The 12,868-nt window shown below is 42.0% G+C and carries 11 protein-coding genes and 1 pseudogene; 10 read left to right on the top strand and 2 right to left on the bottom strand.

What is annotated here, in order from left to right:
• Positions 1-135: 135 nt before the first annotated feature.
• A complete protein-coding gene (locus ACVHUV_RS16120; RefSeq protein ID WP_317942830.1) occupies positions 136-1,443 on the top strand; it encodes a DRTGG domain-containing protein in 1,308 nt (435 codons plus the stop codon).
• A gap of 23 nt (positions 1,444-1,466) precedes the next feature.
• Here the strand turns inward: ACVHUV_RS16120 and ACVHUV_RS16115 are convergent, their stop codons facing one another.
• Positions 1,467-1,787 carry a YtpI family protein gene (locus tag ACVHUV_RS16115; protein ID WP_317942832.1) on the bottom strand — a complete coding sequence of 107 codons (321 nt, stop codon included), beginning with the start codon at positions 1,785-1,787 and terminating at the stop codon, positions 1,467-1,469.
• Between the two features lie 93 nt (positions 1,788-1,880).
• Here ACVHUV_RS16115 and ACVHUV_RS16110 point away from each other — a divergent pair, with 93 nt between their 5' ends.
• The 9 genes and pseudogenes from ACVHUV_RS16110 to ACVHUV_RS16070 all read left to right on the top strand — a co-directional run bounded on the left by ACVHUV_RS16110 (position 1,881) and on the right by ACVHUV_RS16070 (position 11,857).
• The gene (locus ACVHUV_RS16110; RefSeq protein ID WP_462085275.1) at positions 1,881-2,825 is read left to right on the top strand and encodes a DHH family phosphoesterase; all 945 of its coding nucleotides are present in this window, start codon (positions 1,881-1,883) and stop codon (positions 2,823-2,825) included.
• Between the two features lie 19 nt (positions 2,826-2,844).
• Positions 2,845-3,726 carry a PHP domain-containing protein gene (locus ACVHUV_RS16105; protein WP_462085274.1) on the top strand — a complete coding sequence of 294 codons (882 nt, stop codon included), beginning with the start codon at positions 2,845-2,847 and terminating at the stop codon, positions 3,724-3,726.
• Between the two features lie 5 nt (positions 3,727-3,731).
• Positions 3,732-5,906 (top strand): DNA polymerase III subunit alpha, encoded by a 2,175-nt coding sequence (locus ACVHUV_RS16100; RefSeq protein WP_462085273.1) that lies wholly within the window; start codon positions 3,732-3,734, stop codon positions 5,904-5,906.
• 183 nt (positions 5,907-6,089) lie between these two features.
• Positions 6,090-6,735: pseudogene (locus ACVHUV_RS16095) on the top strand (FadR/GntR family transcriptional regulator).
• A gap of 1 nt (position 6,736) precedes the next feature.
• On the top strand, positions 6,737-7,594 hold the full coding sequence (gene accD / locus ACVHUV_RS16090) for an acetyl-CoA carboxylase, carboxyltransferase subunit beta (RefSeq protein WP_317942837.1): 858 nt from the start codon (positions 6,737-6,739) through the stop codon (positions 7,592-7,594).
• 1 nt (position 7,595) lies between these two features.
• Entirely contained in the window at positions 7,596-8,549 is a 954-nt protein-coding gene (locus ACVHUV_RS16085) for an acetyl-CoA carboxylase carboxyltransferase subunit alpha (RefSeq protein ID WP_462085272.1), read from the top strand.
• A 69-nt stretch (positions 8,550-8,618) separates the two neighbouring features.
• Positions 8,619-9,581, top strand: a complete 963-nt coding sequence (pfkA, locus tag ACVHUV_RS16080) for a 6-phosphofructokinase (protein WP_371389352.1) — start codon at positions 8,619-8,621, stop codon at positions 9,579-9,581.
• A gap of 29 nt (positions 9,582-9,610) precedes the next feature.
• A complete protein-coding gene (gene pyk, locus ACVHUV_RS16075) occupies positions 9,611-11,371 on the top strand; it encodes a pyruvate kinase (RefSeq protein WP_317942842.1) in 1,761 nt (586 codons plus the stop codon).
• 102 nt (positions 11,372-11,473) lie between these two features.
• Entirely contained in the window at positions 11,474-11,857 is a 384-nt protein-coding gene (locus ACVHUV_RS16070) for an FxsA family protein (RefSeq protein WP_462085271.1), read from the top strand.
• Here ACVHUV_RS16070 and ACVHUV_RS16065 read toward each other — a convergent pair.
• Entirely contained in the window at positions 11,847-12,821 is a 975-nt protein-coding gene (locus ACVHUV_RS16065) for an AI-2E family transporter (RefSeq protein WP_371389353.1), read from the bottom strand. The genes ACVHUV_RS16070 and ACVHUV_RS16065 overlap by 11 nt on opposite strands.
• Positions 12,822-12,868 lie beyond the last annotated feature (47 nt).

The following is a 12,868-nucleotide window of genomic DNA, read 5'->3' as shown; positions in this document are numbered from 1 at the left end:
GATTCGGTTTTTTGAAGGATGCAGTTGGAGAAGTTTTATCGGTTAACAAACTACACGACAATAACTTCTTCTTACGCTATTTTCAAGGAACTATGCTAAAATGGTTGTAGGTGAAATAAGGAAAAAGGTGAAAACATGTCGACAAAACATGAATTGATATTACGCTATATCGAAGGGTTGGCAGTCGGCGAAAAAATTTCTGTCCGGCAAGTTGCTCGAGCGCTCTCGGTCAGTGAAGGAACAGCTTATCGAGCAATCAAAGAAGCTGAAAATCAAAAATTGGTCAATACGATTGAACGCGTGGGCACCATTCGGATCGAGAAGAAGAAAAAAGAAAATATTGAGCGACTGACATTTGCCGAAGTTGTCAATATCGTGGATGGTGTCGTTCTCGGTGGACGAGATGGTTTGCATAAGACGTTGACAAAATTTGTTATTGGTGCGATGCAGTTAGAAGACATGAGACGCTATATTGATGCAGGAAGTCTTCTAATCGTCGGAAACCGCTTGAAAGCTCATGAGCTTGCATTACGGGAAGGTGCAGCTGTACTCGTGACAGGCGGTTTTGATGCTGCTGATGAAGTAAAGCAGCTCGCAAACGAATTAAATCTCCCAATCATCTCTTCAAGTTATGATTCTTTTACCGTTGCAACGATGCTAAACCGAGCGATTTATGATCAGCTTATTGAAAAAGAGATACTTTTAGTAGAAGACATTGTAACACCACTGGCAGAGACGATTACTTTTTTCCCGAAGGACAGTGTCGCGCATTTTAACGAAGTGAATCGCCAAACCGTCCATTCAGGCTACCCGGTTATCGAAAAAAACGGTAAATTAGTTGGTATTGTCACGTCTCGTGATGCTGTTGGTAAGCATGAGTCTGAACTAATAGAGAAAGTGATGACCCCCCATCCAATTACGGTAAGCGGTAAGACAAGCGTAGCGTCAGCTGGTCATAGTATGATTTGGGAAGGCATAGATTTAATGCCGGTTGTAAGTGAAAGCGGCTTGTTGGAAGGGATCATTAGTCGGCAAGATGTATTGAAGGCCTTCCAGATGACGCAACGTCAACCTCAACAAGGGGAGAAAATTGACGACATCGTCAAAAACCAAATGAAAACCGTTCCGGAACACCCGCAAAACATTGAGTTTACGGTTGCTCCCCAAATGACGAACCAATTCGGGTCGTTATCGTATGGTGCATTGACAACTTTGTTGACGGATGTCGGTAACCGAGCGATTAAAATGAGGAAACGCGGGGAATCTGTTCCAGAGAACATGACGATTTACTTCATTAAACACGTACAACTTGGCAGTACGGTTGTTGTCGAACCTCGGATTTTACAAATGAGCAGAAGGTTTGTCAAAGTGGATTTCGATTTATTTACGGATTCCGAGCTTGTTGCCAAAGCAATGGTCATGTACCAATTGTTTGAGCGATAAATAAAAAAACTGATGCAAACACATCAGTTTTTGTTTAGACTCGTCTCTTCATCAACGAATTGTTTATAATGCTTTGATGCTTTGTAGTTAAACGTTATAATGTATGCACCAAAAATGATAAAGAGGCCAGCGATTACATATGTAGCGGTTCCTCCAAAGAGTAAGACTTGATTCAAACCGAAGAAGAAAAGCAAAGTCCCTAAAAAAATACCGGCCTGGCTAGCAAACATTTTTTTGCGAATAGGGAATACTTGACTCGTTCTGAATTGTCTTGTTTTGAAATAAAAATAAAAGACGCCCGAAGCGACAATGAAAAAGACAAGAAAGAAATTTAGAGTTTTCATATGTGTGAGCCTCCATCAAAGAACTTCTTCCATTGTAGCGGCTTTTTGATCGGAATGCGAACAGAAATCATCGAATAATGGAGGATTCAAAATTTGAAAAGACAAATCATCGACACAATTGAAAAATATGACAAAATCATTATTCATCGTCATGTCAGACCAGATCCTGATGCGTACGGTTCACAAGTAGGCTTAAAAGAACTTATTTTAGCGAATTACCCTGAAAAGCAAGTTTTTGCCGCTGGAGTACATGATGAGCAACTAACTTACTTGGCAAGTCAAGATCAAATTGACCCGTCCGATTATGAAGGTGCACTCGTTATTGTGACAGACACGGGTAACACTGAACGAATCGATGCTGCTTCATGCTACCAAGAGGCTGCTTGTCTATGTAAAATTGATCATCATCCGAATGTTGACCCATATGGTGATATTAGGTGGGTCGATACAGAAGCGAGTTCTACTTCTGAAATGATTTATCTGTTGTTTGAAGCAGGACGGGATCATTATGACTGGAAGATGTCAGACGCATGTGCACGGTTGCTCTTTGCAGGAATTGTCGGCGATACGGGTCGATTTATTTTCCCTAGCGCGACGGTGAGGACTTTTGAAATTGCTAGTGCGTTAAGTAGGTATGCGTTTGATCGAACTAAATTGTATGCAGATATGTATGAGGAAGATCGACGATTGTTGCATCTAAAAGGGTATATTTACCAAAACTTTACGATGGATGAACACGGAACAGCGTATATTAAGATTAACAAATCGCTTTTACAAGAGTATGGTGTGACAGCGAAAGAGACGTCGCAGCTTGTTGGCGTCCTTGGGGATGTAAAAGGCATTTGTGCATGGGTCATTTTCGTTGAAGAAGAAGATCAGATCCGTGTTCGTTTACGCTCAAAAGGGCCAATCATTAATCAGCTTGCAGCACAATATAATGGTGGTGGCCATCCGTTAGCGTCCGGTGCATCGATCTATAAATGGGAAGAGGCGGATGAAATCATTCGGAAATTGAGGGACTTATGTGTGACACATTAACAAGTCGGAGGGATGCGCTGTGACACTTGTCTATCCGCAAATTGTAACCGGCGCTGATCTGCTGCGCGGAATTATTAAGCTTGATGAATTGGCCCCGCTTCTAAAAAGAAGAGGGGCTCGAGCTGTTGGTATCGTCAATTCTAAAATGTACGGTGTCCGATCGTTTACGAAGGTGATGAAAAAATATGACATTCATGCAGTCATCGGTCTATCGATAACACTTGAGCTTCCAGATGAGCGTGAAGTACTTCTTTACGTTTATGCAAAAGATGACAGCGGGTATAAGAATTTGTTGAAAATCAGTAGTGCGAGCTCGATTCGAAATCAAGAGACATTCCCATTAAAGTGGTTGCAGGCGTACAGTGCAGGCTGCGTTTTTGTTTGTCCAATGACAGATGCTTCATGGGATGGATTACGAAATAGTGAAACAGTAAAACTTTTACAGGATGCTTGTCAAACGATTTTCATCGGAATTTCTCGCCCGGGTGGACAGGTGCATTCAGAAGAACAAGTAATGACAGCGATTGCCCAAGAAATAGCTGCCCCAATCTGTGCGGTGCAAGAAGCAAGGTATATTCATCGCGAGGAAGCGTTCACATATGAGATAGCGACTGCCATTCGCCTAGGGTACAAATTGAACGATCCCACGCGACCGAAGATGGACTTTACGCATGCCTATTTGCCTGATGCACAAACGTTTGCCCAATGGTTTGCTGATTGCCCTCAATGGCTGGAGAACATGCAAGACCTTTTGCTAGCTTGTAATGCTGAATTACCGCCTGGCGAAACACTCATGCCCACTTTTCCGATTGAGACCGGTATGTCTACGGTCGACTTGTTAAAAAGGAATTGTGAAAGAGGACTGAAAAGAGGATCGGGCATTTACGTGAACAGTATGTAGTTCGGTTGCAAAAAGAATTAGATGTCATCGATTCAATGGGGTATGCAGACTACTTTCTCATTGTTGAAGATTTTATGCGCTTTGCGCGAGAACATGGAATTTTAACTGGACCAGGAAGGGGGTCCTCAGCTGGTTCACTTGTCGCGTTCTCATTAGGAATTACAGATGTTGACCCGTTGCAATATGGATTAATCTTTGAACGGTTTTTGAATCCTGGACGTATTACAATGCCGGATATTGATATTGATTTTGCAGATAACAGACGTTCGGAAGTCATTGCGTATGTTGCAAAGAAATACGGTAAAGCACATGTCGCCCAAATTATTACTTTTGGTACATTGTCAACAAAAGCGGTAGCTAGAAATGTTGCAAGGGTATTTGATTTTTCATCAGAGGAAATGTCTTTCATCTCTAAACAAATTCAAGAAGGACAGACGAAATCTTTGGAAGAAGCCGTGCAACAATCAAAGCCGCTACAAGACTGGATTGCAATGGATGAGATAAGAAATAAGTGGTATGAAGCGGCGGTGAAATTGGAAGGATTGCCAAGGAATGCATCGACACACGCTGCAGGTGTCATATTGTCTCCGGTGGCGTTAGTTGAAACGGTCCCTGTCCAAAATGGAGGAGATGAGCTCTATTTAACACAGTGGGCTATGGGAGATGTGGAAGAAGCCGGCTTGTTGAAAATGGACTTCCTAGGTCTGCGGAATTTAACATTAATGGACCGTATTAAGTCCATGATTGAGCATGACAAAAGCATAACCATGGATTTTCAAAAGATTCCTTTAACGGATCGACCTACGTTCGATTTATTCAAAGCTGGCGATACGACAGGCGTGTTTCAATTTGAATCAGCTGGTATGCGTGATGCCCTCCGACTCATACGACCTGAAACATTCAGTGATTTGTATGCAATCAGCGCCTTGTATCGTCCGGGCCCTATGGATAATATTCCGTTATATAGCAAAAGGAAAAATGAGGGTCAGCCTATTGAGTATGTGCACCCTCAATTGAAGCCGATTTTAGAGGAGACAAAAGGAATAATCGTCTATCAAGAACAGATTATGCAAATTGCTGTACATGTTGCTGGTTTCACTTTCGCAGAAGCAGATTTACTTCGACGTGCTGTCAGTAAAAAAAATAGGGATGTATTAGAAAAGGAAAAAGCTCACTTTGTAGAAAGTGCGGTTGCTAACGGGTTCCCTGAGCAACCTGCAACAATAATTTATGAACTGATTGTAAAATTTGCTGATTACGGTTTTCCAAAAAGTCATGCCGTTGCTTATTCGTTAATTTCCTATCAATTGGCTTTTCTAAAGGCAAATGAACCGATTTATTTTTATGCTGCACTCTTATCAATGGTAGCAGGAAGTCCAGAAAAGACGACGGAAATCATGCAAGAAATCAGAAAAAAAGGTATCCATGTACTTCCTCCTTCCGTAACAAGAAGTAAATACTTACATATTGTTGAAGGGCAATCCATTCGAATTGGATTAGGAGCTATTAAAGGCATTTCCTTTGCATTTTATCAACAGTTGAAAACTGCTAGAACCGCTCAAAAATGGGATTCGATGTTTGACTTTGCTGCGGCAATTGGAGGACAACACTTTACAGATAAAACAATCCAACCACTGATTAAAGCAGGAGCATTGGACGAATTCCATGAGAATCGGGCAGTTTTACTCGCTTCCGTGGAGGCAGCAAAAAACCATGCAATGTTTATCGGGGCAGAAGATGACTTGCTTCATGAAGTCATGAACGCTGTTGCAAAGCCGAAATATTCACCAGCTGGAAAGATGCCGAGATTGGCATTGCTCGAATATGAGCGGGAAGTGCTAGGTTTCTACTTATCAGAACATCCTGCTACCGAGATGAAAAAGCGGTTGAAGCATCATGTATTGGACATAGTGGACGCTCAGACTTCGGGGAAACGTTCGGTTGTGAATATGCTTGGAATGATTATGGAAGTGAAAAGAATCCGGACAAAAAAAGGCGAAGCAATGGCATTCTTTACATTACAAGATGAGACTGGCGAAGTATCTTGTACGCTCTTTCCAAAGCAATATGCTTCCTTGAATGTCCATTTGCAAGAATTGATTATCGTCCAGGCGAAAGGAACGGTAGAGAAGAGAAATGGACAACATCAGTTGATCATTCAAGACATTTCACCAATATGAAACTGTCGACAGCACATTTGTAAGGATGATGAAGCGTAGTGGGTTCATCCTCAAAGTGCTGGGTGGCAGTTTTTTTGTGAAATTTTTCACGTTATACTTTACGGCTTGGTTTCTTTTCTGTATGCTTATAAACAATAGTGGTCTGACCACTTTTCAACAAAAGACGTCCAAAGGGGCACCAAAATGGAAACTATAAAACCATCATCTAAAATGTTTCTTGATATTGTTGGAGAACTACGTCTGATGATCAAGGCGGAAGGCATTGCTGTTGGTGATAAACTCCCGTCTGAACGCGTGTTAGCTGAACGGCTTCAAGTTGGGAGAATCCACGATTCGCGAAGCGCTTAGAAGTTTGGAGTTATTAGGTTTAATTGAAACGAGGCGTGGAGAAGGGACATTTTTATCGGATTTTAAAAAGCATCAACTTGTCGAAGTGCTCTCTACTTTCATTATGCAGCAACCGAATTCGGCGATGGATGTAAAGCAGACGAGGATTATCCATGAAAAAGCGGCAATTCGTTCAATATGCAAACAGGAAGAGAAGCGACAATTACCTGTTTGGCAAAGCCTTTTAGTAAGGCTTGAGGAAGACGGAGCGGTTTTGAGAGAGGACATCATCCGTGAGATGATTGTAGTGACTGATAACCGGTTGTCATTAAAAATTTGGTTTTTGTTGAAGCGATATAGTAGAGTTCCCTATGAAGAATTGACAACTGCTGCAGAAAAAGAAACTGTAAAAGCGTTGTTGGAAAATATAGTAAGCGGTCTTGAGGAAAAAGCAATTACTGCCTATGACAATTGGATTGAAATAATTGAGGGGGAAGTATGATATGATTCGTGATTTGTTTAAGAAAAATAGCCATAAAGCTGTGACCATACCTTCTGAAGAGGCTAAAAACGATGTGCCTGAAGGGTTAATGACAAAATGTCCAGCGTGTAAAGAAATCATCTTGACGAAAGATTTGATGAAAACTGCAAAAGTATGTCCAAAATGCGATCATCACTTCAAGATGACAGCTTGGGAGCGTGTTGATTGTTTATTTGATAAAGATACTTTTGAGCCAATGGATAGCCATTTACAAACGGAAAACCCATTACGTTTCCCATCTTATACAGAAAAGGTGAAATCGGATGCAGCGAAAACAGGCCTAAATGAAGCTGTTCTTACGGGTGTCGGAAAAATTGGCGGTTGCGAAGTTGCAGTTGCCATTATGGATTCGCATTTCAGAATGGGTTCTATGGGTTCGGTAGTCGGTGAAAAAATAACGAGAGCGGTGGAGAAAGCAACAGAGAAGAATATCCCTGTTCTTATCTTCTCAGCGAGTGGTGGCGCACGCATGCAAGAAGGAGTCCTATCCTTAATGCAAATGGCCAAAACGAGTGTTGCATTAAAAAGACATTCGGATAAAGGCTTGCTATTTATCTCCATTATGACGTATCCAACAACTGGTGGCGTGTCTGCGAGCTTTGCATCTGTTGGGGATATTAACCTTGCAGAACCAAAAGCACTGATTGGATTTGCGGGAAGAAGAGTTATTGAACAGACTGTAAGAGAGAAATTACCTGAAGATTTCCAAACCGCGGAGTTCCTTCTGGAGCATGGCCAAGTAGATGCAGTCATCCATCGTTGTGATATGGCTGAAGAACTTGCAAAATTGCTCAAGTTGCATGAAAGAGAGGGTAATTGAAATGAGTAAGACATTAGCCTTTGAAGAACCAATTGTTAAATTGCGCGAGAAGATTGCAGAGTTGGAAGAATTCACTTCATCCAATGATGTCGACCTCACAGCAGAAATTACCAATTTGAAAACACGTTTAAGCAATTTGGAAACTGAAATTTATACAAACATGGAACCTTGGGATCGTGTTCAAGTAGCAAGACATCCTCAACGCCCGACTACAAAAGAGTACATAGAAGAGTTGTTTGAGGATTTCTTTGAACTACACGGGGACCGCTGCTTCGGTGATGATGCTGCGATTGTGGCAGGAATTGGATCATTTGAATCTAAGCCAGTTACAATTATTGGTCACCAACGTGGAAAAGATACAAAAGAAAATGTGAAACGGAATTTTGGAATGCCTCATCCTGAAGGCTATCGGAAAGCTCTTCGTTTGATGAAACAAGCTGAAAAATTCGGTCGACCAATTATTTGCTTCATTGACACAAAAGGTGCGTATCCCGGTAAAGCAGCTGAAGAACGTGGTCAAAGTGAGGCGATTGCACGTAATTTGGTCGAAATGGCTGGCTTGAAAGTCCCTGTCATTTCAATTGTGATCGGTGAAGGTGGAAGTGGTGGAGCGCTTGCACTAGGGGTTGCCAATCATGTCCACATGCTAGAACATTCCACTTACTCGGTTATTTCGCCTGAAGGTGCAGCTTCAATTCTCTGGAAGGATTCAAGTTTGTCGAAGCAAGCGGCTGAAGCTATGAAGATAACTGCTCAGCATTTGAAACAAATGGAGATTATAGACGAAATCATTCCTGAAGTATTAGGAGGCGCGCATCGTGATGCAAAAGCGCAAGCTGAGAATATGAGAAATGTTTTACGTAATTCGTTAGAAGTGCTTGGAAAGATGGATGAAAATGAAATCATTGAAAACCGGTATAAGAAGTTCCGGAATATAGGGGTATTTACTGAATAAGTCGAGGTGCGGGCAAGTCCCCGCATCTTTTCGTGTTTTCCACAACTACTTGTAAAGGATGTGCTCGCGTTGAAGAAAATAGCTGTTTTGACAAGTGGCGGTGACGCGCCTGGAATGAATGCTGCAGTCCGTGCTGTTGTTCGTAAAGGAATTTATGAAGGTCTTCAAATAGCAGGAGTGTATAATGGCTATCAAGGATTGATCCAAGGGAAAATTGAACAGTTGGAACTTGGTTCGGTAGGAGATATCATTCAACGTGGAGGAACAATGCTCCGGTCAGCGCGCTCGCCTGAATTTATGACAGAGGAAGGTCGAGCAGAGGCTGTCAAACAACTTCATGCAAATGGGATTGATGGACTTGTTGTAATCGGTGGTGATGGATCTTTCCGTGGGGCGTATGAATTAGTCAAGTTGGGTATTCCTTGTGTATGTGTGCCTGCGACAATCGATAATGACATCAATGGAACGCAGTTTACAATTGGTTTCGACTCGGCATTGAATACAGTCATTGATGCAATTGACAAAATACGGGATACGGCGACTTCACACGAACGTACTTTCATCATTGAAGTGATGGGTAGGGATGCGGGTGATTTAGCGCTTTGGTCAGGTCTTGCAGGGGGAGCAGAAACCATTCTGATTCCTGAAGAAGGCTTTGCAATTGATGAAATCATTACAAGATTACAAAGCGGTTCTGGTCGTGGAAAGAAACATAGTATCATCATTGTTGCTGAAGGCGTGATGACTGGATCAGCCCTCGCTGAAATCTTAAAGGAAAAAGCAGGGATTGAAACACGTGTATCTGTACTGGGACATATTCAAAGAGGCGGCTCTCCTTCAGCGAGAGATCGTGTCATTGCGAGTCAGTATGGTGCGAGAGCTGTGGAAGTGCTTTGTGAAGGACGAAGTGGCATCGCGATTGGAATGCAGAACAATATGGTGGTAGACTATGACTTGGATGTAGTTTTTAACCCTTCTGACCATACATTTGACAAACAATTGTATAAGTTGTCGAAAGAGTTATCAATTTAAAGAAGAGTAGACGAAAGGGCGTTGAAATGATGAGGAAGACAAAAATTGTATGTACAATCGGACCTGCTAGTGAATCACCAGAAACTCTGGAACAATTGATGGAAGCAGGTATGAATGTAGCGAGGCTTAACTTTTCACATGGTTCACATGAAGAGCATAAAGCGAGAATTCTAGCCATCAGGGAAGCGTCTAAAAAGACAGGTAAAGTAGTAGGGATCTTGCTCGATACGAAAGGACCCGAGATTCGAACGCACTCCATGAAGAACGGGCTTGTTGAACTCGTGACAGGACAAAAAATTGCGATTTCCATGTCTGAAGTTGAAGGGACAGAGGAGATGTTCTCTGTTACCTACGACAAGCTGATTGATGATGTGGATAAAGGCTCTGTCATTTTATTGGACGATGGCCTCATTCAACTGGAAGTCATCGAGAAAGATGTGGCAAATGGACTGATTCATACACTTGTTATCAATTCAGGTCCTTTGAAAAATAAAAAGGGTGTAAACGTACCAGGTGTTTCTGTTCAATTGCCTGGTATTACCGAAAAGGATAAGGAAGATATTTTATTTGGTATCGACCAAGGTGTTGACTTCATTGCGGCTTCTTTTGTCAGAAGAGCATCTGACGTGATGGAGATTCGTGAATTGTTGGAGAAAAACAGCGGTGGCCATATCCATATCATCCCGAAAATAGAGAATCAGGAAGGCGTCGACAATCTCGATGATATCTTAAACGTTTCAGACGGTTTGATGGTCGCTCGTGGAGATCTCGGTGTGGAGATTCCGGCAGAAAAAGTTCCTCTCGTTCAAAAGAACATGATTGAGAAATGTAACCAAGTCGGAAAACCCGTTATTACAGCAACTCAAATGTTAGATTCCATGCAACGCAATCCTCGTCCAACGAGAGCGGAGGCGAGTGACGTAGCGAATGCAATTCTAGATGGTTCTGATGCCATTATGCTATCTGGTGAGACAGCTGCTGGACTATACCCGGTAGAGTCAGTACGCACGATGGATCGAATTGCACAAACTGCAGAAAGTGCTGTTGACTATCGAGCTGTCGTTTCTACACGTCGGAAAGAAAAACAAGGCAATATGACAGAAGCAATTGGTCAAGCCGCAGCATATACAGCCATTAATTTGAATGTAAAAGCTGTTTTAGCACCTACTGAAAGTGGTCATACTGCCAAAATGATTGCGAAATACCGTCCAGGTTGTCCAATTATTGCAATGACTTCATCAGAAATTTGTTCACGTAAACTTTCACTTGTTTGGGGAATTTATCCGATCATTGGTGAACGAGTGCATTCGATTGATGAAATTTTACAAGAATCTGTAGAAGAAAGTGTGAAACACCAATATGTGACGCACGGTGATGTCGTCATTATCACTGCAGGTGTTCCTGTTGGTGAAGCGGGCACGACGAATCTGATGAAAATCCATGTCATTGGTGATATGCTTGCCAAAGGTCAAGGAATCGGAAAATCAGTTGCTTTCGGTCAGGCAGTCATTGCGCATAATGCACAAGAAGCATTGGCACACGATGTCGACGGTAAGATCATCGTCACAAACTCTTCTGACCGTGACATGATGCCGGCAATTGAGAAGTGCGCTGGATTAATTACCGAAGAAGGTGGATTGACGAGCCACGCAGCGGTTGTCGGTTTAAGTTTAGGCATTCCGGTCATTGTTGGAGTGGAGAAAGCGACCGAATTGATTATCCACGGAAAAGACATTACAATGGATGCGGAGTCTGGAGTCATTTATAATGGACATGCAAGTGTCCTATAAGTATTTACGAAACGATTACAGGAAAATGTAGTCGTCACATTTCAAAAGGCTGTCTTTCGTTCAATCGGAAGCAGCCTTTTCAGGATTGGAGGAAATGCAGAATTGAAATGGCTAATTGCAGCGTTTATCCTCGTACCAACTGCAGAAATTGCGCTTTTGTTATATTCCGGAAATCAATTGGGCGTAATGCCGACTGTCCTCCTTATTTTGCTAACTGGTTTAGGTGGCGCTTATCTTGCAAAACGACAAGGGTTAAAAGCGTGGAAGGAACTGCAAATAAGAATGTCGTCCATGGAAACACCAGGAAATGCAATGATTGATGGCCTATGTATTTTCATTGGAGGAATTCTTCTCATGATGCCTGGCTTTTTGACAGACTTCGCCGGCCTGTTGCTATTGTTCAATGGACCAAGAAATCTCATTCGACCATTCATCGTGAAATGGATATACAATAAAATGAAAAAAGGCCAGATTATTATTCGATGAAATAAGGATGCTTCTTTAACTTTAACGCAGCGAACAAAAGAAAAGGTGTCAGTAGGATTCCGGGAAGTCCGAACAAATAGAAAGAGCAAACGGTTATGAAAAACGCATGAATCGGTTGTACACGAAAAGCAGATGCCCACATGAGCGACTCGGCCATCTGTCTTGCGATGATGACAAAGATGTATAAGAGCAATAATGCGATCGCGACAATCATTTTATTTGAATAAAAGAAGAAAGCAGCCATTGGAATGAGGAAGAGACCGATTCCAAGTAATGGCAAACTGTCAACGAGTGATACAAGGAAAGCGCTTCCGATTGGAGAGCTGAAATCCAGAAGTGTAAAACCAATCCCCAAAATGATAAAGGTCAACAAAAATAGTCGAGCTTCCACAAAAACAAAAGTTCCGATCAGTTCCCCGGCTTTTGTAAAAATCTTTTTGGCTGGTTTCTTCATGCTGATAGGGAAATAGACTAGAAACCAAAATCGATTCTTTCCTGATTCACGCAACGCAAAAAAATAGGCGACAAGAAAAATGAAAAGGCTAAATAATCGTTGGAATAATGTAGTCGTAAATGCAATGGCATGTTCGAGTAGTGCGTGTCCGTATTCGACAACTTTTTCTTCTAGGAACGTAAATACTTTTCCTGAAACATCGGAGTTGGCAGTGTACGGAGCAAGGTGCTTTTCTACAATCGGGACGGTATCAATGAGCCCGTGAATGGCAATGAACGAAAACGTGCTTACAATAAATATGATAGATAACATAACAAACAAAGTGGCAATTGTTAGCGGTAGCTTAGTGACGGTGCGTAGTGCAGTCAATATTGGAGCTGTGAAATAGGCAATAATGATTGCAATGCCAACTGGCGGGACAAAGTAAATGAAAAGGATTGCGAAGATTGCAGGAAACCAACTTAGTGACAACTGTTTAATCGACTCATGTTGTACGTGTTTTTTGATCAAATTTCCACCCTTTTTCACTTTTTTACAATGAAAACAAGCGTTTTCAT

The organism is Sporosarcina saromensis (genome assembly GCF_054901285.1).
Note: the sequence above shows the minus strand (reverse complement) of the source record. Positions and strands in the feature narration are given on the sequence as shown.

Excerpts from the sequence above, each read along its gene's own strand:
- ACVHUV_RS16120 (WP_317942830.1), top strand. The coding sequence starts at position 136 with ATGTCGACAAAACATGAATTGATATTACGCTATATCGAAGGGTTGGCA.
- ACVHUV_RS16115 (WP_317942832.1), bottom strand. The coding sequence starts at position 1,787 with ATGAAAACTCTAAATTTCTTTCTTGTCTTTTTCATTGTCGCTTCGGGC.
- accD (WP_317942837.1), top strand. The coding sequence starts at position 6,737 with ATGATTCGTGATTTGTTTAAGAAAAATAGCCATAAAGCTGTGACCATA.
- ACVHUV_RS16085 (WP_462085272.1), top strand. The coding sequence starts at position 7,596 with ATGAGTAAGACATTAGCCTTTGAAGAACCAATTGTTAAATTGCGCGAG.
- pyk (WP_317942842.1), top strand. The coding sequence starts at position 9,611 with ATGAGGAAGACAAAAATTGTATGTACAATCGGACCTGCTAGTGAATCA.